Source organism: Flavobacterium sp. YO12 (genome assembly GCF_004119495.1).
Lineage (GTDB): Bacteria > Bacteroidota > Bacteroidia > Flavobacteriales > Flavobacteriaceae > Flavobacterium.
Genome location: NZ_NRQU01000034.1, coordinates 27,041 through 48,285 on the forward strand (window position 1 = coordinate 27,041; position 21,245 = coordinate 48,285).

General features: G+C 35.1%; 13 protein-coding genes. 3 read left to right on the forward strand and 10 right to left on the reverse strand.

What is annotated here, in order from left to right; all coding sequences use genetic code 11:
* Window positions 1–3 precede the first annotated feature (3 nt).
* The 6 genes from BOW55_RS12415 to BOW55_RS12440 form a co-directional block, all read right to left on the reverse strand.
* On the reverse strand, window positions 4–1,401 hold the full coding sequence (locus BOW55_RS12415) for a DUF4960 domain-containing protein (RefSeq protein WP_129024380.1): 1,398 nt from the start codon (window positions 1,399–1,401) through the stop codon (window positions 4–6).
* Window positions 1,402–1,420: 19 nt separating this feature from the next.
* Window positions 1,421–3,112: a RagB/SusD family nutrient uptake outer membrane protein gene (locus BOW55_RS12420; protein WP_129024381.1), complete on the reverse strand. Its 1,692-nt coding sequence runs from the start codon at window positions 3,110–3,112 to the stop codon at window positions 1,421–1,423.
* 15 nt (window positions 3,113–3,127) lie between these two features.
* Entirely contained in the window at window positions 3,128–6,232 is a 3,105-nt protein-coding gene (locus BOW55_RS12425) for a TonB-dependent receptor (RefSeq protein WP_129024382.1), read from the reverse strand.
* 179 nt (window positions 6,233–6,411) lie between these two features.
* A complete protein-coding gene (locus BOW55_RS12430; RefSeq protein ID WP_129024383.1) occupies window positions 6,412–8,028 on the reverse strand; it encodes a glycoside hydrolase family 32 protein in 1,617 nt (538 codons plus the stop codon).
* On the reverse strand, window positions 7,991–9,349 hold the full coding sequence (locus BOW55_RS12435; RefSeq protein WP_129024384.1) for a sugar porter family MFS transporter: 1,359 nt from the start codon (window positions 9,347–9,349) through the stop codon (window positions 7,991–7,993). Before BOW55_RS12435 ends, BOW55_RS12430 begins: the two co-directional genes overlap by 38 nt.
* Window positions 9,350–9,579: 230 nt before the next feature.
* Complete coding sequence (locus tag BOW55_RS12440) at window positions 9,580–12,318, reverse strand: substrate-binding domain-containing protein (RefSeq protein WP_129024385.1); 2,739 nt, start codon at window positions 12,316–12,318, stop codon at window positions 9,580–9,582.
* 390 nt (window positions 12,319–12,708) lie between these two features.
* On the opposite strand from BOW55_RS12440, the gene fdhD reads away from it, so the two are divergent.
* Both fdhD and BOW55_RS12450 read left to right on the forward strand, forming a co-directional pair.
* Window positions 12,709–13,581 (forward strand): formate dehydrogenase accessory sulfurtransferase FdhD, encoded by an 873-nt coding sequence (gene fdhD / locus BOW55_RS12445; protein ID WP_129024386.1) that lies wholly within the window; start codon window positions 12,709–12,711, stop codon window positions 13,579–13,581.
* A 95-nt stretch (window positions 13,582–13,676) separates the two neighbouring features.
* A complete protein-coding gene (locus BOW55_RS12450; RefSeq protein WP_129024387.1) occupies window positions 13,677–16,031 on the forward strand; it encodes an FdhF/YdeP family oxidoreductase in 2,355 nt (784 codons plus the stop codon).
* Window positions 16,032–16,042: 11 nt separating this feature from the next.
* Here BOW55_RS12450 and BOW55_RS21540 read toward each other — a convergent pair whose 3' ends face one another.
* Window positions 16,043–16,174 carry a hypothetical protein gene (locus BOW55_RS21540; RefSeq protein ID WP_256371696.1) on the reverse strand — a complete coding sequence of 44 codons (132 nt, stop codon included), beginning with the start codon at window positions 16,172–16,174 and terminating at the stop codon, window positions 16,043–16,045.
* Between the two features lie 243 nt (window positions 16,175–16,417).
* The gene (locus BOW55_RS12455) at window positions 16,418–17,362 is read right to left on the reverse strand and encodes a Dyp-type peroxidase (RefSeq protein WP_129024388.1); all 945 of its coding nucleotides are present in this window, start codon (window positions 17,360–17,362) and stop codon (window positions 16,418–16,420) included.
* 315 nt (window positions 17,363–17,677) lie between these two features.
* Between BOW55_RS12455 and BOW55_RS21545 the strand changes: the two genes are divergently transcribed.
* Window positions 17,678–18,568, forward strand: a complete 891-nt coding sequence (locus BOW55_RS21545; protein WP_129024389.1) for a DNA-binding protein — start codon at window positions 17,678–17,680, stop codon at window positions 18,566–18,568.
* Between the two features lie 476 nt (window positions 18,569–19,044).
* Here BOW55_RS21545 and BOW55_RS12465 read toward each other — a convergent pair whose 3' ends face one another.
* Together BOW55_RS12465 and BOW55_RS12470 are read right to left on the reverse strand one after the other, a co-directional pair.
* The gene (locus BOW55_RS12465) at window positions 19,045–19,485 is read right to left on the reverse strand and encodes a hypothetical protein (protein WP_129024390.1); all 441 of its coding nucleotides are present in this window, start codon (window positions 19,483–19,485) and stop codon (window positions 19,045–19,047) included.
* 69 nt (window positions 19,486–19,554) lie between these two features.
* On the reverse strand, window positions 19,555–21,245 hold a 1,691-nt coding region (locus BOW55_RS12470; RefSeq protein ID WP_129024391.1), incomplete at its 5' end, for an OmpA family protein.

Sequence of the window (21,245 nt, forward strand, 5' to 3'; positions counted from 1 at the left end):
GGATTATTTTGCTGCTAAATAATTGATACTGTTTTGTGTCAGCAGTTTAATGTTTGTGATAAACTCATTCGCCTGACTTGGCACTCCGCTGCTGTTGGTTTCATTGTACCAATCGTAAGCTCCCATTGAAATAACGATTACATTTTTATTCGTACTTGTATTTGGAAATTCTGCAATTGTTACTCTTCCGTTCAATTCATTATCCCAGGCTTCACTTGCCAGATTGGTTCCTCCTGTTTGGTTTCTCCAACCTTCTCCATTATTGTAGCCTCCCCATTCCGGTAAAAACCACCAAGCTGTATGATTTAATCTGAAAGTCCCGCTTTGCAATAAATTGGCTTTTCCGGCTTCAAAAGTGGTTAAGCCTTGGAAAATTGGATGACCTTCATGACCTACAAAAGACATTCCCCATGAATTTCCGTCTACAAATCCGTTTGGAGGAAAATCACCAAAAACATTATTCGGCCCTTTTCCTGACGGAACAATTCCTAAAGCATCGACATATTGTGAAGCAAAAGAAGTCAAAAGCAAGTTTCCGCCATTTGTTCTGAAATTTTTCAATGCATTGGTAACCGAAGGATTATAAGCCACAGAAGGTAAATTTGCAGCCGAATCAAAATGCCACCAAATCACATCGATATCACTTAAATCGGCACCGTTTTGTATACTTTCGAAAGAAATATATTTAGCTCCCGGAAAATTATCAAACAACCAGTTTGAAGCCGTAACTTCATCCATATTTGTAATTCCTGATCTTGTAGCGGCAGTTCCTAAAAATGCAACTGTCAATCCTGTAACCGGAACTCCTACATTTGCTGTATAGTTAACGCTTTTTCCATTTGATGTTATTACAAAAGTGACTGCGTTTGTAAAATCAACGGTTGCTCCTGAAGCTGGTGAAATGGTAACACCTGTCGTAACTTCAATTACGGGTTTTAGTGCTGTCAAATCGGTATTTTCAGGAAGCGTCATATTAATGGTTTTGCTAATGTCGTTTACAGTCGCTGCAACACCATTGATCGTAAAACTCTTAATCGGACTTAAAACGGTTGTTGTTACTGTATAATCTTTATATAAATTGCCATTAACAACCCTGAATTTAACCGGATTTGTAAAGTTCATTGCCGAATTTAATTCCGGATTTGATGTTGCTCCTTCTACAAAAACAACTTCCGGTTTTATGGCTGTTATATCTGAGCCGTAAGGCATTACAACAGTAATTTTTCCTGTTGCCTGATCAATGTTTCCTGAAACTCCATTTAATTTGAATGAAAGTACATTTGAAGGCGAACTCACATCAAATCCGCCAGTTTCAAAACTGTTTTCGCAGGCAGTAATCATAAAAATCATTGCCAATACTATAGACACTTTGGTCCAATATTTATTTAAAGCTTTTTTCATATTGCTGATTCTTTAAAGATTAATAACCTGGATTTTGTTTGTACAATCCCTGACTGAAATTAATTTGCTTCAACGGAATTGGACAATATTCTTCTTTATGCGCATCAAAAAAAGCATCCTGATAATACGTACGTTTTGTTTTTTCTTTCGCATAAAAATCATTCATAACCTGATCTGTGATTCCCCAGCGAACAAGATCGAAGAATCGGCTTCCTTCCATTGCCAATTCTAAACGACGTTCCCAACGCAACGCTTTACGGGCAAAATCCTGTGTCCAATTGCAGTTGCTTCCGTCCACATAAGTATTAATTTTGAAGTTGCTCACATAAGGCAGTCTTCCTGTACTTTGTGCGGCTCTTTTTCTGATTTCATTGATCAACGGCAAAGCTTCAGATTGTCTTCCTAATTCAATCAAAGCTTCGGCACGCATCAAAATCACATCAGCATAACGAATCTGAATTCTGTTTTTTGAATTTCCGTAAAACGGATCAATATTAACCACACAGCTGCAATTTGGAGCAACGTTTTCTTTTAATGAAGCAAAATAACCATACGTTCCAGGTGAACGTACCCAAGCTTCAACATATAGAAATTCAGGATCATATTTATACGGAAGACCCGGCATGGCAACAGTATGATACAATCTTGGATCCACAGTATTGGCATCTATATTTTTATAATCAAAATCTTCGTTGTTGTACGTATCAAATTCAGGCAAACCATTTGTTCCGGTTTTAAAAGCATTCACCAAGTTTTGACTAGGTTTATGAAAATCACAACAACCCAAACCTTGTGGCGTAGAAAGAACATCTGAGAAATTCAATCTTCCGTAAAGCGTTCCATCGTTATCCGAAAACTGAATCGAGAAAATAGATTCAGGTCCGTTTTCGTAAGTTCCCGGTAAGAAGTTGTTGGCAAAGTCAGGTTCTAAAGAAGCTTTTCCGATTACTTTATCCGTTGCTGCAATTACTTCCTGCAAATGCTGCTGACTAATTCCTGTAACTTTAAACGTTTCATCCTGTGTATAAGCCTGATACAATCTTGTTTTTGCCAAATAAGCAGAAGCCGCTTTTTTATTCGCACGTCCTACTTGTGGTTGTGCATCGGGTAAATTATCGGCTGCAGCCTGAAAATCTTCAGCGATTTTACTCCAAAGTTCTTCGTTTGAAAGCGCTTTGTTTGAAATCGTTTTATAATCTTCAACCGGAACATCTTCAGTAATATAAGGCACATTTCTGAACATGATTTTCAACATAAAATAAAAATGTCCTCTTAAAAAACGCATTTCTGCCATTCGTGTTTTCTTCAATGGATAATCGGCTTCTGAGATTTGTTCTAAAGCTTTCAACGCTTTATTGGTTCTTGAAACGCCCACATAACTGATGTACCAGAAACTGTCCAATTCTCCAAAATCCGGACGGATATTATTTGAAACTTCAAAAAAGTGAAAATCCTGAATATCATTTGTACCGCTTCCGCCTTTGTAGGCATCATCAGAACGAACATTTCCAAACGGCCATAAACTGTAAGGAGAATCGTAATGATCATTTCCTAATTGAGCGTAAGCCGCATTCATAAATCCTTCAACATTCTCAGGCGTAACAATATCTTTTTCTGACAAAACGCCACGCGGATCATTTTCTAAAAAATCGGAACAGGAAGTGAAGAAACCCATCACTGCAAATCCTGCTATATATAGTATTTTTTTCATTTTTAAAATCTTTTATTATAAAGTAAAATTAAGACCAGCAGTAAAAGTTGTCGGCTGAGGATATCCAAAACCTGCATTTTCCGGATCAACTCCTGTGAAGCTTTTCGCATCGATAATCAATAAATTTTGACCGCTGATGTATAATCTAAAGGTTTCCATATTTAGTTTTTTCAACAATTCTTTCGGCAGGCTATAGCCAAACTGCAAAACTCTAAGTTTTAGATAACTTCCGTTTTCTACATAATAAGTTGAAAATCTAGATTCTGCATTTCGGTCAACCGTTGTCAATGCCGGAATAGTTGAATTTGGATTATCCAAAGACCAGGCATTTAACAAACGTGTTCCTTTATTTGATCCAACGTCATCAACACTCCAGAAATCAGTTTGGTATTTTGTATTGTTAATTACATCAACATCTGTTGCACCTTCCCAAAAAGTGGTAAAATCAAAGTTTTTATAAGACAAGTTTAAATTGATTCCGTACAACAATCCCGGATTTGGATTTCCTATCCACGTGCGGTCTTTATCCGTAATTGTTCCGTCACCATTTAAGTCTTTGTAACGAATTCTACCAAGACCTTTTCCTTCCTGAATTGCTGAATTATCAACCTGATCCTGACTTGTAAATAATCCGTCGGCAACATAACCATACATCGAATTAATTGGACGTCCTAAAATATTATCATCCAGTCCGTTTCCGCCGTAGTTGTTTTTTACTTCATCCGGCAATTGTGTAATCTTATTTTTGTTTGCCGAAATGTTTCCTGAAATATCATATTTCAGTCCAAATGAAGTTTCGTCGTGATAGCCTAAAGAAAATTCCCAACCTTTATTTTCCATAGAAGCTCCGTTTACCCAACGATTTCCACCTTCGCCAATTACTCCCAAATATGGTGGCAATACCAAAATATCATCTGTTTTCTTGATATAATAGTCTATCGATCCGCTTAATTTTTGTTTGAATAAACCAAAATCCAAACCAATGTTGGTTTGTGTAGTCGTTTCCCATTTCAAATCATCATTTCCTGATTGCGTTGCGATAAAACCAGACGGAAGCAATCCGTTTCCGTTTCCTGCAATATCATAAGCTGTTCCGTAAGACGTTGCCCAAGTTGGACTTCCGCCTGCATAACTTGCCAGATAAAGCGAGTAAACTGCCGTATTACTAATTTCCTGATTACCGGTTTGTCCCCAGCCCGCTCTTAATTTTAAGTCAGAAAAAACAGGAGCATTGTTTTTAATGAAATTTTCGTTGCTGATTCTCCATCCCGCTGAAACTGCCGGAAATGTCCCGAACTGATTGTTTTTTCCAAAACGAGAAGAACCATCGCGACGAATTGTAGCCGAAACCAAATAACGATTATCAAACTCATAATCTGCTTTTCCAAAATAAGAAAGCAAAGAATATACAGTCGAAGTTCCGCTTGTAAAAGATTCCCCTGTTCCTGCATCCGGATACATATAATCCGGCGTTTCGATCAAAAAGTCATTTTTACGCAACGTATTTGTATCATAAGTATCTTTATACATCTCCGTTCCCGCCATCAAATTAAGATTGCTTTTTCCAAAGTTTAAGCTATAGATTGCTGTATTCGTCCAAGTCCATTTGTCACTAATCGATTGATCGATTGTAACCGACGTTTGATCATTTTGAAGATAACCTGATTTGTAGCTTCTTTGCAGCGTACGTTTTTTGTAAAAACCATAATCCATTCCGAAACTGGTTTTGATGTGCAGGTTTTTGATGATTTCCAAATCCGCGTAAGCGTTACCAAAAAGACGTAAATAATCGTATTTATTGTCTTTATTATATTGTAAAAGTCGAACCGGATTTTGTCTGTCGTTCATTCCTCCAACCGGTCCTCCCCAACCTATTCCGTCTACAGTGTGCACCGGAATAATTGGCAAAGCTCTAAGTGCCGGATCTAAAACGCCCGGATCTGTTACTTCGTTTGTACGATTTAAACTGAAGTTTTCTCCAATAACTAATTTGCCATCAAAATATTTATAAGAACTGTTCATTCTGGCAGAAATTCTTTCGAAATCTGTTGTTTTTACAACACCTTCATTTCCATAATATCCTAGCGAGAAAACATAATTTCCTTTTTCAGAAGCATTCGAAACTGATAAATCATAAGAATTGGCAACTCCGGTTTGAGAAATCGCATCGTACCAATCCGTATTAGATGCTTTTATGGTTTGTTGCGCGTCAAGATATTCCGGCACCAAAACTTTGTTCAATTGTGGTTTATTGTTGTTTACCGACCAGTCAAACTGATAGCGCAGATTGTTATTATTCGGATTCAATCCGTCGTTGATATTTGCCTGCCAAAGTGCCTGTCCAAATTGGTTCGCGTTTAGAACATCTAACTTTCTTGAATAATCAGAAAAGGAAGCATAGGTACTGAAATTGATTCTCATTTTACCTTCTTTTCCTTTCTTGGTTGTAATGATAATCACACCGTTTGAAGCGCGAGAACCGTAAATACTCGCTGAAGAAGCATCTTTCAAAACCTGAATCGTTTCGATATCATTAGGATTCAATTCATGCATTCCGGATTTTGTCGGCATTCCGTCAATTACATAAAGCGGATCTGTGTTGTTTAAAGTTCCTACACCACGAATCACCACTTTTGTATTTCCTCCGCTTGGCGAACCATCAGAAGTCACTTTTACTCCGGCGATTCTTCCCTGCAAAGCTTTGATTGGGTTTGGTTCCGGCTGTTTCATAACATCTTTCATGTTAACAACGGCAACGGCTCCTGTAATATCCGTTTTCTTTTGTTTCGAATATCCTGTTACGACAACTTCATTCAATTGATTGTTGTCTACTTTCAGTGTCACATTGATTGTTTTTTGCCCTTTAACAGAAATCGATTGCGGGGCATATCCTACAAAAGAAACTACAAGTACAGCATCTGAAGCGACATTTGGGAAAGAAAAATTCCCATCAAAATCGGTGACTGAACTGGTATTTGTTCCTGAAATAATTACTGTCGCTCCAGGAAGAGGCATTCCGTCATCAGACGAAATTACCGTTCCTTTTATTCCGTTTTCCTGCGCCGTCATCATCAGCATCGGAAAGAAGAAAAATAGAAAATAAATAATCTTACTTTTCATAAATTAATGGTTTTGGTTATATTTAATTGGTTAATTACGTAGTTAGTATTTCGCTTGCGATAAGCAACCGATAATTTTCAGAGCAAAACATAAAAGGTCAGAAAGAAAAATCTTTCGAGTGTTTCTAAGCTTTAGCTGTGGATTTATTTATGAAGAAAAAATAATTCTGCTATTCTTTCTTAGTGACTTTTTGAGACGTTTAATTCCTGAATTATTAAATTATTTACTTCAATTTTCTCTTTTGAAGTAACCGAAAGTGAAGTAAATGGTTTGTTTAGAAAAAAGATTTCCGTCATTACTTTTTCGCCATTATTGTAGAATATTTCAATTGAAGTTTTATCCAGAATAATTTTAAAAGCGGTACTTTTTTGGCTTCCTTCCAAAAATGCTTTGCTAACTGGTAACGCGAACTTATCTGAAAAATCAATTTTACCGGCTTTAGAACGATCAACAAACAAATAATTTTCTTTGTTGTTTAAACCGAAACTTAAAGATTCTCCATTTGCATTTGAAAGTGTAAAAGAATAATCTTCCTGTTTTAAGTTTTTTAAATCTAAACTAACAACCGCCTGTGTTAAATCTACTTTTCCGTTTTCAATTAAATTTAAAGTTCCTTTTCCTGTTTTACTTTTTGCTTTAATGGTTTTAGAAACATAATTATTGATTTCTTTTACCGGAGTGCTAACCAAATTATAATGGTTCCCTTTTTTAACCAATTTCAATTCGCGCGGAATCGTCGTGCTGCTTCTCCATGTCGTTGTTGGAACCTGTTGCGCATATTCCCAATTTGACATCCATCCGATAAACAATCTTCTTCCGTCTGAAGTTGGAACATTATTCCAGGTTACTCCGGCATAATTATCTTTTCCATAATCTGCCCAAACCGCTTTTTCGTTATTTACTCTTTCAGCAAAACTAGCGTCCATCGTAAATGTTTTTCCGTCAAAATCACCAACAAAATATTGAACTCCTGAACCTCCGTTTGGTCCACCCGGATTAAGATTTACTATTAGAATCCATTTCGTTTCTTTTGTACCTTCAACTTTTATTTCGAAGAAATCAGGACATTCCCAAACACCGCCGTGAGCACCAATATTTTTTCCAAATTCAGATGCAAATTCCCAGTTTTTCAGATTCGATGATTTGTAAAAATGAATTCGATCCTGTGCTGCCAAAGCCATAATCCATTGTTTGTGCGTTTCATCCCAAGATACTTTTGGATCACGAAAATCTCTAATTCCAGGATTTTTCACGACAGGATTTCCTTCCTCAAATTTCTGCCATGTAAAACCGTTATCATTGGAAAATGCAATATCCTGCTGCTCGACATCAATTTTGCCAGCTTTCTCCTTTGTCATATCATGCAAAGTATAAATAGCAACAATCGGCGTTGTTTTTCCCGTTCCTAAACTAGATGTGTTTTGCGTGTCGACAACGGCACTTCCTGAAAATATATATTTGTCTTTATCCGGGTAAAGCGCGATTGGCTGTTCTTCCCATTTAATTAAATCTTTAGAAATGGCATGTCCCCAATGCATTGGTCCCCATGTATTTCCGTCAGGATAATGCTGGTAAAACAAGTGATAATACCCATTGGCGAAGAACATTCCGTTAGGATCATTCATCCAGCCTTTTTTTGGCGTAAAATGAAAATGTGGGCGATACATTTGTTCTTCCGCTGTGTTCGATACAGTAACGGCAGCAGTTTGTGCAGTTGCAGAAGACGGTTTTAATCCTACTATCGACAGTAAGGCAGCACTATAAAGAGCTAACGGCAGATGTTTCTTTGATTTCATTTTTGTGGTTATTTTTTTTAGTTAGTGTTTCGCTTAAAGCTTCTAAAGAGATTCCTTTTGTTTCCGGCATCAGAAAAAATACAAACAACAGCTGAAATACCATCATTATTGTAAAAATAAGGAATACTACTTCGGGTCCGATTTCTGAAAATAACATTGGAATTAAAGAGGGAATAATTGCTGCTAAAACCCAATGTACTGAACTTCCAAATGCCTGTCCAGATGCGCGAATATGATTTGGGAATATTTCTGAAATGAAAACCCAAATGACCGCGCCCTGACCAATTGCATGTGAAGCAATAAAAAGGAAAAGGAAAATAGGAACTGATAAGCCTCCCCAATTGTAATAGAAAGAAGCCGATACTAGTCCGAGTGAAATAATATATCCAACAGAACCAATGTACATTAACAACTTTCTTCCTAATTTGTCAATTAATGCCACACCAATTAAGGTGAAAATAAGATTTGTAACTCCAATTCCGATACTGCTTAACAACGCTGTATTTTGTCCTAATCCGGCTTCTTCAAAAATTCTTGGCGCATAATAAAGAAATGCATTAATTCCCGAAAACTGATTGAAAAAGGCAATTAAAAAAGCCAGAATCAAAGGGAAACGGTATTTCTTCATGAAAATATTTTCGTGTTTCGTAACACCGTTTTCACGGGAATCATCCATCAAGTCTGAAATATTTGCAGATGGATCAATAGTATATAAAACTTTACGAGCTTCTTCGTCACGGTTTTTAGACAAAAGCCATCTTGGACTTTCAGGAATTGTTAAAATAAAAAGTATATAAATAAGCGAAGGAATTGCCTGAACCCCAATCATCCATCTCCAAGCATTTTCTCCAATATCTTTTAGAAAATAATTAGATATAAAAGCAATTAAAATTCCTAATACAATATTAAACTGATATAAAGCGACCAATCTTCCGCGTTTGTCTGCCGGAGCAATTTCTGATACATAAGCCGGAGCAGCAATAGTAGAAGCGCCAACTCCTAAACCTCCAATAAATCTAAAGGCAGCAAAAACAAACGGATCATTAGCGAAAGCGGCACCAATTGCTGAAGCAAAATATAAAATACCAATCCAGAACAACGTTTTTTTACGTCCTATTTTATTAGTTGGGATTCCTCCAAAGATTGCACCAACTACAGTTCCCCATAATGCCATTGCCATAACAACTGAACCATGAAAGGCATCTGACGAGTGCCACAGAAGCTGTAATTGTTTATCAGCTCCAGAAATAACTACGGTATCAAAACCGAAAAGAAAACCTGCCAGTGCAGCAGTAACAGACCAAATCAATATCTTATTCATTGTACATGTATTAAAAACTTGTTGCTAAGATATCTGCAAAAAAAACAACTTATTTTTAATGATGTTACAATTTATTTCTATAAATATTGACAGTTTAGCATTTTAAACGCAAAACCTTTATTTACAAGGTTTTACACAAATTAAAAAACTTTTACGAAAACCATGTAGTTTCGATTTTGTTACATAACCTTCAAAATTGATACTTTAAAAGAAACAATTTCAAAGACAAATTAGTTGGACGTTTTATATTCTTTAGGAGAAATTCCAAATTTATTCTTAAAAGCTGTAGAAAAATAGTTTGGAGAGGAGAAACCTAATGAGTACGCAATTTCAGAAATATTCATTTCATTTGACTTCAAAAGCTCTGCGGCTTTCTCTAATTTGACATTATTAATATGATCACTAATATTAATTCCGATAATTGCTTTCACTTTTCTATACAGCTGAACTCTCGAAACGCCCAATTTATCCGCTAAATCCTCAACTGAAAACTTTGGATTCTCGACATTTTTTTTAATAATATCATTCATTTTGGTAATAAAGGATTGTTCCTGATTTCCAAATTTAGATTCAGGTTCGACTCTGTAAATATTATTGGTGTAATAATAACGTAATTTTTCTCTGTTGAAAAGCAAACTCGTAAGAGATTGTTTTAGAATTGAAAGACTAAAAGGTTTTGTCAAATACTGGTCTACTCCACTCTGCAAGCCTCTTAAAACGGATTCTTTATTACTTTGCGCCGTTAGAATTATAATAGGAATATGTGAGGAACGAAGATCTTTCTTTAGTTCTTTGCTGATTTCGTAACCATCCTTATCAACTAAATTAATATCGCAGATAATAATATCCGGAATAATTTCCAATGCTTTTTCAATTGCATCGCTTCCGTCAGAATTATAAACTACATATTCATTGGACAGTTTTGCTTTTAGAAAATTTACCAAATCTAAGTTGTCTTCTATAATTAACAGCGAATGTTTTTCAGCATCAGAAATAGTATTTGACTCTTTTAAATCGGGTTCTATGTTTAAATTATCGGTAATTAAGTTTGGAATACTGGCTAGACTTTCGACTTTCTGAATAATTTCAGCAGGCTGCAAATGACTGTTTCCTTTTAATAACGTAATTACAAATTCACTGCCTTGTTTTGATTTAAGTTCGATAGTTCCCTGATGCAAAAGCACAAACTCTTTAGACAAATGCAAACCAATTCCGGAGCTGTTTTTATTATTGTTTGAAGCCCTGAAAAATGGATCAAAAACATTTGAAAGCTCATCGTCAGGAATTCCAATTCCGGAATCTTTAAAATGAATCTTTACCGTGTTATCCTGATTTTCGACAATCGAAATACTAATTTTTCCATTGTCCGGCGTAAATTTAAAAGCATTCGACAATAGATTGAAATAGACTTTATCCATTAAACCACGGTCAATAAACAGTTCCAGGTTTTTGTTTTTACAGACTAATTGAAAATCAATATTTCTTCGGGCTGCTTCGCCTTTAAAATTAGCCATGACTTCATTTGTAAAATCATAAATCTTAGTATTGGAAGCTCTCAACCTGAATTTCTGTTCTTCAATTTTCCTGAAATCCAGTAATTGATTGATCAAACGAAGTAATCTGTTTGAGTTTTTGTGAATCAATTTCACTTCATCTATCAATGCGGTTCCTTTGATTTTCTCATTTTCAATTAAAGATTCCACATAACTCATTATTAAAGTTATAGGCGTTTTAAATTCATGTGAAAGTCCGGTAAAGAAATTCAGTTTTGCTTCATTGCTTTTAGCCGCAATCTGCGCCATTTCCTGAATTTCATTGTTTTGATCAATTACCGTTTGATTGATTCTTTCTAATTGTTTTTTCTTTTTTGAAATCGAAATTGTAGAATAAATACTATAAACCGTTAAACTTAAGATAATTACAAGAAAAAAACTTAGCAATCTTACCAAATTATTCTGCGAAGCATATTCCCTTTCCTGTACTTTAATAGCGCCTTGCTGTGACTCGATTACCAACTGCTGCTGATCGACTTTATCCATCTGATTTTCGATAATTTCAGCATTGTTTTTATCGATAACAATCGTGTTTAGGATGTTATTTCTGGAAATTGATTCTTTGTTGTACATTTTCAATGCCAATTTTAAAGCTTCGTTTCCTCCGGTCGGATATAAAATTGTTCCATCAAGCACACCGCTTTTTACCAATTCAATACCGCCATTTACAGAGTTTAAAGCATCAACACCAATAAACTTTATTTTCTTTTCAAGCCCCAAGGTTTTAGCAGTTTCCCAAGCGCTTAAAGCCATTCTGTCGTTGTGAGCGAAAATATATTCAACATTTGGATTTTGGAGAAGAATTGCCTTCAAAGACGCTTTTACCGATTCTTTTTCCCAGTCGCCCTGAATGGTGTTAACAATCTTAAAACGCTTATTTTCCTTGATAATCTGATTGAAACCAAGCGTTCTTTCGTAAGCCGGAGATGATCCGCTTGCACCAGTAATTTCTATAATATTGCCAGAACCTTTACTGTGAGAAATAATGTAACGACCAGCTATTCGGCCAATTTCAATATTATCAGCTCCGAGATAAGCTGTGTAACTTTCTCCTTCAATTTTTCGATCAACTACAAGAACAGGAATTCCCGCTTTTATAGATTTTTCAACAACTGCCGTTAAAGGTTTGGACTGAATTGGCGATACAATAATAACATCAACTTTATTAGAAATAAAACGCTCAATATCTTCGATTTGTTTCCCAACATTATTATTAGCGTCTTTGATTGTCAAATCGACTTCAGGTCGCAAAGAAGCTTCGATTTTTATAGAACTGTTCATTTGCTTGCGCCAATCATCAGTTGTCATCGCTTGCGAGAAACCGACTTTAATTTTGTCTCCCTGTTTTTGCTTACAGGAAACCAGACTTAATGATGCTGCCAAAAACAGCAAAATATACTTTACAAATTGATACATGAAATTATAAGTTTATGTAAATGAAAATGAGTTTCAAAAAAATACCCTTGTGAACCAACAGCCTGTCAAAATAATTAGGAAGGATTATTTTGTTATGACAAGTAAGAAGTGCATATGTGAATGTAAAGATAAAATTAAACTTTAAAATTTTAACAATGATAGCTCACAATTTATCATTCTTATGATCAACTCAATATGCATAACAACATTTTGGTTAGACCTTCAGTAGCTAAAAATTGAACTTAATGGTGCAAAATCAATTATTACACAAGTTATGCTAAAAATTCTGTTTATATCAAATCAGTCATGTTCTCAAGATATTATATGACCAAAACACCTTTTTAAAATCATTTTTCACTAAATTTACGTATCAACTTTTAATGAATTTACATGGAAATGAATGATTTGCAGTCAGTGTCCATTAAAGACATGCCTATTAGAAAAGTAAATGGCTTTGAAAGTTCATTTTTTGCAGACACACTTTCTGTAGAAGAACCGCTGGAGATAAGAATTTCATACGGACCTGAAACCCAAAAAACGTACAAGAACATCTCCGTGACCATGCGTACACCTGGCAATGACTTTGATCTTGCGATTGGTTTTTTATATACCGAAGGCATTATAACTTCTTACCTGAATATAAAAAAAGTCTATCACATAAAAATGAACTGTGGATTACAAAAGAAAAATATTGTTCAGGTAGATCTTATAGAAAATTTTACTCCGCATTTGATGCAGTCCGACCGAAATTTTTATACAACTTCCAGCTGCGGGGTGTGTGGGAAAAGCTCCATTGAATCTATTAAAACAGTTAGCGTTTTTAATCATTTAGAAAATCCTAAATTAAATATCACGACAGATATACTTTATCAATTACCTCAAAAGTTACGTTTAGCTCAAAGCAATTTTGCTGCTACTGGAGGTATTCATGCATCAGGGCTTTTTACTGTTGAAGGTGATTTACTTCTTTTACGTGAAGATGTTGGAAGACACAATGCACTCGATAAATTAATTGGCTGTGCATTAATAGACAACTTATTGCCCTTAAACAAACATATATTACTTCTTAGTGGCAGAATTAGTTTTGAATTAATTCAAAAAGCCGCTATGGCAGGCATATCAGTTGTAGCCGCAATTGGTGCTCCGTCAACTCTCGCAGTAGAAATAGCTGCCGAATTTAACATTACCCTTTTAGGTTTTCTTAAAGAAGATAGATTTAATATATATTACTCTAGTGAAAAGGTGTCAATAACAACTTCATAAAAAAATAAAATAATCAGTCAATAACTGCTATAAAAAAGTAATTGAAAAAGATTATTCAAAAACTCACCCAGAGATTCTGATTAAATACTAAAGCTATGAAAGAAGATCAACACAAAAAAAACACGAAAGAGCCGGATGCTGAAAATCCGTATAAACTTCTAGATCTTAAGTTGACAAAAGTAGAGAATTGGGCTGCCGGAGTTCCTGCTGTAATAGCAGCTTTTAGTGATCTTATTGAAGAAAAAACTCTTATGAGAGGCACAAAAGCTTTATTTAAGATGAATCAGATTGGGGGTTTTGACTGCCCAAGCTGTGCGTGGCCTGATCCAGATGATGAGCGGTCGCCACTTGGCGAATACTGTGAGAACGGAGCTAAAGCACTAGCCGAAGAAGCTACTTCCAAAAAAATTACAGCCGAGTTTTTTAAGGAAAACTCCGTATACAGTCTCGCCAAATTAGACGATTATCAGATTGGCAAGATGGGGAGGCTAACTGAACCTATGTATCTTCCTCAAAATGGAACACACTACGAAGCTATCAGCTGGAACAATGCATTCAAAAAAATAGCGGAGCACCTCACTGCGTTGAAATCACCAGATGAGGCTGCCTTTTACACCTCTGGAAGAACAAGCAATGAAACATCATTTCTTTACCAGCTCTTTGCAAAAGAATTTGGCACCAATAATATGCCGGACTGTTCCAATATGTGTCATGAAACATCAGGATCCGCTTTAAGGCCTACTATCGGAATTGGAAAAGGCACCGTAACTCTGGAAGATTTTTATGATACAGATGTTATTATAATCATTGGACAAAACCCAGGAACCAATGCTCCTAGAATGATGAGTGCATTAGCAAAAGGCAAGGCAAACGGAGCAAAAATTATCGCCATCAATCCTCTGCCCGAAGCAGGTTTAATGGGATTTCGAAATCCGCAGGAAATCAAAGGAATTATTAGAAATGGCGTTAAACTGGCTGATCTTTATCTGCCTGTAAAAATAAATGGCGACATGGCTCTTTTAAAAGCTATTGAGACTATATTAATTGAATTGGAAAATAAAAATCCTGGAAAAATCTTTGATTATGATTTTATCAGAGAAAAAACGACTGGATACGATGCCTTCCTAAAACAATTCGAAAATTATAATCTTGATGATCTTGTAGAACTCTCCGGTGTTTCTAAAGAAGCACTTTATCAGATGGCTGAAATGATTGCATTTAAAAAACGAATCATTGTCTGCTGGGGAATGGGTCTTACACAGCAGCCCAATGGTGTAGATATGATTAAAGAGATACTCAATATTCTATTGCTAAAAGGAAGCATTGGCAAACCAGGTGCAGGTGTCTGTCCTGTTCGTGGACACAGTAATGTTCAAGGAAACAGAACCATGATGATTGATGAAAAACCCAGTGACGAACAGCTGGATCGCTTACAGTCATTTTATGGATTCAACCCACCTCGCAAACATGGATACGATGTTGTTCGGGCTATTAAAGCAATGCATGAAGAAAAGGTAAAAATATTATTTTCAATGGGAGGTAATTTTCTATCCGCAACACCAGATACAAGCTTTACTGCAAATGCGCTAAGAAAATTGAATCTGACAGTCTGCATATCTACCAAACTCAATCGCAGTCATCTGATACATGGAAAAGAAGCAATCATATTACCTACGCTATCCCGAAGCGACATTGATATAGTCAATGGTGAAATACAATTTATAACTACCGAAAATTCTATGGGAGTAGTACAGTCATCGAAAGGAATACTAAAGCCGATATCAGATAATCTCATTAATGAGACACAGATTGTATGCAGAATGGCTATGGCCACATTAGGAAATAAATCGGTCATCAACTGGAAACGCTATCATGACAGTTATGATGCCGTGAGGGATGATATAGAAAAATGCATTCCCGGTTTTGAAAATTATAACCTAAAAGTGAGAGAAAAAGGAGGCTTTTATCTGCCTAATGCTGCGCGAGATGGACAATTTATCACTAAAGAATTTGGCGACCGTGCACCTTTTACATTAACTGAAATACCAGTTAATGATCTTAGTCACGATGAGTATCTGATGGCAACAACTCGGACACACGACCAGTTTAATACTACAATTTATGGACTTGACGATCGCTATCGTGGTATAAAAAACGAACGTCGAGTAATATTTATGAATCCAAAAGACATTGAGAAGGCGGGTTTCAAATCAGGCGATAAAGTCGATTTATTCAATTATGATGATGGTATTGAAAGAATTGCACCTTTATTTATTATTGTTTCTTATCAAATACCTGAGAAAAATACAGTTACTTATTTTCCTGAAACTAACGTCTTGGTTTCTGTAAACAATGTTGTAAAAGACAGTAATATGCCCGCATCAAAATATGTGAAGATTAAGATTAAAAAACACGATCCCAAGATTTACGAGAAGATAAATAAACTATGACTAACTGTAGTTTATTTGTCTTCTGTATTATTAAATGCTGAAGGCATTAATTGAATATTATATTTATGGGCCGCTTTTATCAATATTGGCAATAATACAGAAGCACCTGGAAGTAATACAAAAGGAATACCAATACCCAGCATTTTCAACGAATCAAAAAGCTGGTTTTTTAGAACATTTTCCTCTTCATTACTTATTTTACCATTTTTTTATATACTTCTGAATAATCAAGCCGGCCTCCTTTTCTCCTTCCTCTTCTTTTTTCAGGTCGAATAAAAAAGAATGAACATTTTCTTCAATAATAGTTTCAATCTCCATAAAATTTTGCTTGGTCAATTGTTATTCAATTTTCTTTAGGATTTCTAATTTATAATGAGAACAATATCTTACGAATCAGATTCAGCAGAATATTGATCTAATAAATCTAATGCGGGTACAAAAAACAATGTTCCGGTTTCCGCGGTGCTAAAATCCAATATACGATCATAATTTCCAGGCGGGTTACCAATAAACATATTCTCTAACATTCTTCTTGTTGTACTGAATTTACTGGCATACGAAATAAAATAGGTACCGACTTCACCTTTAGCAGGATTGCCAAAAGGCATATTATCTCGTACAATTTTAAGGTCTTCTCCATTTTCATCCGTAATGGCCATAAGAGCACTATGAGAATTAACAGGTTTCACATCATCTTCCATTTCAATATCATTCATTTTAGACCTTCCAATTACTTTTTCCTGATCTTCAGTCGATAGATTTCCCCAATTTTTCATATTATGAAAGTACTTCTGGACAAATAAATAACTTCCCCCTTTATAAGCAGCATCCTCCTCGCCTACCACTGCAAAAAATTGTCTTTCCTCGCCTATTGGATTCTCGGTGCCATCTACAAAACCAATAATAGAACGCCCATCCCAATATCTAAATCCGTGAATTTCTTCCAAACATTCTGCTGCTGACTTTATAACATTTGAAATTGCCAGAGCCATATCAAAACAAACAGCTGTATTTTGGCCTCTTAAATGAAAGTGAAGATCTCCTTCAGTAGCTTTTGCTGTATGTTTTGCCCCTCTAATCGATTCAAAATTCACTAATTCCTTAGGCAGAGGTTTTGGTAATCCAAGCTTTATCCACGCATCATATCCAACCCCCATTACACAGCTGCTTCGTCCATTAGGAATTCTTATTGTAAAAGAATTATTTAAATTATTTACTAAAGAACAAAGTTTTTCGAAAGAAGACTTTATATCAGTCTGATCTTTAAATTTCCAAACCATAAAAATGGTATTATTATTTGGGTAGTCGGTAACATTTTGTGATTGATTCATACATGTTTCTATAAGTTATTTGCGATCAGAATTAAATTCCCACTATTAAACTAAAATTAATAATAAAAAATTACTTCTAACGTAAAAAGTAAATTTAATGGTAGCATTCTACAATTTTGATTCTGTCTCATCTATCAAAATCTTGAGTTACCTCCATTTTTCCACAAAAACTTAAGGCACCAATCTTCACAATACTAAGAAATTAGACTCAAATCTTTTGATTATTTTTATTTCATATTTCCGATATCGGCAAATTAACACCTTACAAATTTATATTTTATCATATATTTGCCGATACTAAAACTAGTATAAAACATGAAATATCTTTCAGTAGTAGAATTTTCAAAAAAACTGGAACTGTCCGAAAGGACAATTCGTAATTATTGTGCTTTAGGGAAATTAAAAGGTGCATTCTTAACTGGTAAGACCTGGAATATTCCTGAAGACGCAGTAATTCCTCAAAAAGGGAATAAAAAAGTAAGTAAAAATGTTTTATTAAACAGCTTGAAAGAGCAAAAGAGTATGAAACTGAAAGGCAGTATTTATCACCGCACTCAGATTGATTTGACTTACAACTCAAATAAAATTGAAGGAAGCAGGCTGACACACGACCAAACAAGATATATTTTCGAAACCAATACAATCGGTGCTTCTAAAGAAAACTTAAATGTCGATGACATTATTGAAACCACTAATCACTTTCGCTGCATAGATTTTATTATTGAAAAAGCAAATGCCAAACTTACCGAATCTATTATTAAAGAACTTCATTTTTTATTAAAGTCTGGTACTTCTGACAGCGGAAAGGGTTGGTTTAATGTTGGTGAATATAAAAAGCTGCCAAATGAAGTTGGAGGTAATGAGACTTGCCCTCCCAAGCAGGTCGCTGAAAAAATGAAAGATCTTCTCATTAATTATCATGCAACTAAAAATAAAACTATTGAAGACATAATCGATTTTCACTACAAATTCGAAATCATACATCCTTTTCAAGATGGAAACGGTCGTGTAGGTCGATTAATTATTTTCAAAGAATGTCTTGCAAACAATATAGTACCATTCATAATAGATGAACAGCTTAAACTTTTTTATTACAGAGGACTACAGGAATGGAACAATATAAAAGACTATCTAATGGATACCTGTCTTACTGCGCAAGATAATTACAAATCAGTTCTCGATTATTTTGAAATAGAATACAAATAAAAAAACTTGAGGTGGCTCTGGAGTTTAACATTAACAAAGATGCTCTATGGCACTGGAACTAACTTTACAAAAAAGAGAAGTTTGCCTCAAAAAAGTATTATTCATCTTCCGATTTTGATAAAAGGAACTCATGAAAATAAGAAAGTAGATTAAAGAGCTGCAGATGGAATGCACCACATTAAAAAAGGCTCTAGACATCTTCTCCAAGAACAGTCGGTAAAATATGAATTTACCATATAGCATGCCGCTATATTTCCTGTTGTCAAGACGTCTAAGATTTCTACGTTCGATCCAATCAAAACAGTCAACGATTTAAATAAAATAAGGATGTTATAACACATCCTTATTTTAATCTGTATAATATACAACAAACAGATAAACATGCCCCTAAAAACAATGAGTTAACAAAAACCACTTTACCTTATCCCAATTTTGGGGCTGTTTACCTTATCTTCACTGCGGGAGTACAACATAATTTAATGCTTTCCATTTCCGTGGCCATTATTTTTATGCTCTTTATTATTTCCTTTTCCTGGTTTTTGACCAATTGTTTTTTGTGGTTTTCCTTTATAACCTTTACCGTATTTTACTTTATGAGTTTTATAATTATCATAAGGCGAATTTCCCCTGTAGTCAGTAAGGACAACTTTATATTCATTATAAAGGTCATAGTTTCTATATTTTTTGGGCAGTCTTTTTGATCTTAACCATCTCCCACTGTTTATATAAATATAGTCAGAAGCATTAATATCATAATAAATTTCTAAATCCGGTAAGTAATAATAATGAGCATCTGCATAACCCGTCGGTCCCCATGCGGGAGGTGTACCAATATTAAGGTTGACTGACACCTGAGCGTTTGAAAAACTTACAGTAAAAAATAAGGCTCCGATAAATAAATGTTTTAGTAATTTCATGATTTCAAGTTTTTATTAAAGTGATAAAAACAAAAAGTGTACCTAATTTTTAATCTTAAACATTTTTTATTACAATCCAACTATAATGAACTCGCTTCGTCTGTTCATTTGGTGTTCTTCTTCAGTACATGGTACTCCATCAGAACATTTGTTTACGAGCTGTGTTTCTCCATAACCTTTTCCAGTCAGACGATTTTTAGCTACGCCGTTTTTAATAAGCCAAGCAATTGTTGATTTTGCTCTTCGGTCAGATAAAGCTTCATTGTATTGATGAGTTGCTCTACTGTCTGTATGCGAACGAATATCTAACTTCATAGTTGGATTTTGATTCAATACATCCAATATTTTTTCTAAGTCTAAAGCAGCTTCAACACGGATGTTTGATTTGTCAAGGTCAAAATAAATCATTTTTATTCCGAAGCATTTTCCTAAATCATCTCCGATAGCAACTTTACAAATGATTTTATCCAAAGCAATTGGCAGATCTGTTTTTCCGCTTACTTTTCCAATATTCACCATTACTTCTTTAGTTGCATAATCTGTTTTTACAGCTCTTACATTATATGATTTGCCACATTCAACTGCAAAACTGTATTTTCCTTCGGCATTTGAAATGGTTGTACTTACAACAACCTGCTGGCTGTCATATAAAGTAAGTTTTGTTCCAGGCAGTATTATGCCGCTTTCAGCATCTGTAATAACACCAGTTAATTCCTGTAGACATTTTAGTCTTCTAGTTTCTAGAAATTTATAAATATCATCAGAACCGTGACCGCCGGCTTTATTTGAACTGAAATAACCTCTTCTAGTGGCTGGATCAATAATGTAGGCGAAATCATCATTAGGTGAATTGATGTCGCTTCCTAGGTTTTGAATATCACTTACGGTTCCATTATCCTGTAATTGTCCCACAAATACATCAAGTCCGCCAAGTCCTGGATGCCCGTCAGAAGCAAAATAAATTTCATTTTCACTAGTTACATAAGGAAATGTTTCTTTTCCTTCGGTATTAATTGATTTTCCTAAATTTTCGGGAGTGCCGTAACCGCCGTTGCTGTTAATACTTACTTTGTAAATATCAGATTGTCCTATTGTTCCTGGCATATCAGACGCAAAGTAGAGTGTTTTTTCATCAGGACTTAAAGCAGGATGAGCAGTGCTAAAGCTGTCACTTGTAAAAGGAAGAGCAGTTATATTAGTCCATTTTCCATTTTCAAGTGTGGCTTTGTATATTTTGATTAGAGTAACTTTGTTATCATCTTTTCCTTTTTTGCCGTCAATAAAATTGTTTCTTGTAAAATAAACGGTCTTTCCGTCTTTAGTAAATGCTGGAGACGATTCGTGAAATTTTGTATTTATTGCTGTTTTTATTTTATTCACTTTAGTCGAACTTCCGCTTTCAGCATCAATATCTGCATTGTAGATGTTAGTAAAATATTCGCCTGTCCATTTGTGTTTTCTCTGGCTGAAATTACCAGTATCTCTTGCCGATGCAAAATAGATTTTGTTGTCATACACAAAACTTCCGTAGTCAGAATATTTAGAGTTGATTCCGGCATCTTCAATTTTATAGCGTCCAGAGTTTAATTTGATTTGATCGAGATAGTTTACATCTTCTTTATAAAGCTTACCTCTGGAATCGTTTTTGTATTTTGTATTAAACTCATTGAGAACTTTATCAGCTTTGGCAAGCTGTCCAGTTGATTTTAAAGATTGCGCATATCTGTAAAAATATTCGGCCTCCGGAGACGGATTCATTG

Excerpts from the sequence above, each read along its gene's own strand:
- BOW55_RS12415 (WP_129024380.1), bottom strand. The coding sequence starts at position 1,401 with ATGAAAAAAGCTTTAAATAAATATTGGACCAAAGTGTCTATAGTATTG.
- BOW55_RS12420 (WP_129024381.1), bottom strand. The coding sequence starts at position 3,112 with ATGAAAAAAATACTATATATAGCAGGATTTGCAGTGATGGGTTTCTTC.
- BOW55_RS12425 (WP_129024382.1), bottom strand. The coding sequence starts at position 6,232 with ATGAAAAGTAAGATTATTTATTTTCTATTTTTCTTCTTTCCGATGCTG.
- BOW55_RS12430 (WP_129024383.1), bottom strand. The coding sequence starts at position 8,028 with ATGAAATCAAAGAAACATCTGCCGTTAGCTCTTTATAGTGCTGCCTTA.
- BOW55_RS12435 (WP_129024384.1), bottom strand. The coding sequence starts at position 9,349 with ATGAATAAGATATTGATTTGGTCTGTTACTGCTGCACTGGCAGGTTTT.
- BOW55_RS12440 (WP_129024385.1), bottom strand. The coding sequence starts at position 12,318 with ATGTATCAATTTGTAAAGTATATTTTGCTGTTTTTGGCAGCATCATTA.
- fdhD (WP_129024386.1), top strand. The coding sequence starts at position 12,709 with ATGGAAATGAATGATTTGCAGTCAGTGTCCATTAAAGACATGCCTATT.
- BOW55_RS12450 (WP_129024387.1), top strand. The coding sequence starts at position 13,677 with ATGAAAGAAGATCAACACAAAAAAAACACGAAAGAGCCGGATGCTGAA.
- BOW55_RS21540 (WP_256371696.1), bottom strand. The coding sequence starts at position 16,174 with ATGCTGGGTATTGGTATTCCTTTTGTATTACTTCCAGGTGCTTCTGTA.
- BOW55_RS12455 (WP_129024388.1), bottom strand. The coding sequence starts at position 17,362 with ATGAATCAATCACAAAATGTTACCGACTACCCAAATAATAATACCATT.
- BOW55_RS21545 (WP_129024389.1), top strand. The coding sequence starts at position 17,678 with ATGAAATATCTTTCAGTAGTAGAATTTTCAAAAAAACTGGAACTGTCC.
- BOW55_RS12465 (WP_129024390.1), bottom strand. The coding sequence starts at position 19,485 with ATGAAATTACTAAAACATTTATTTATCGGAGCCTTATTTTTTACTGTA.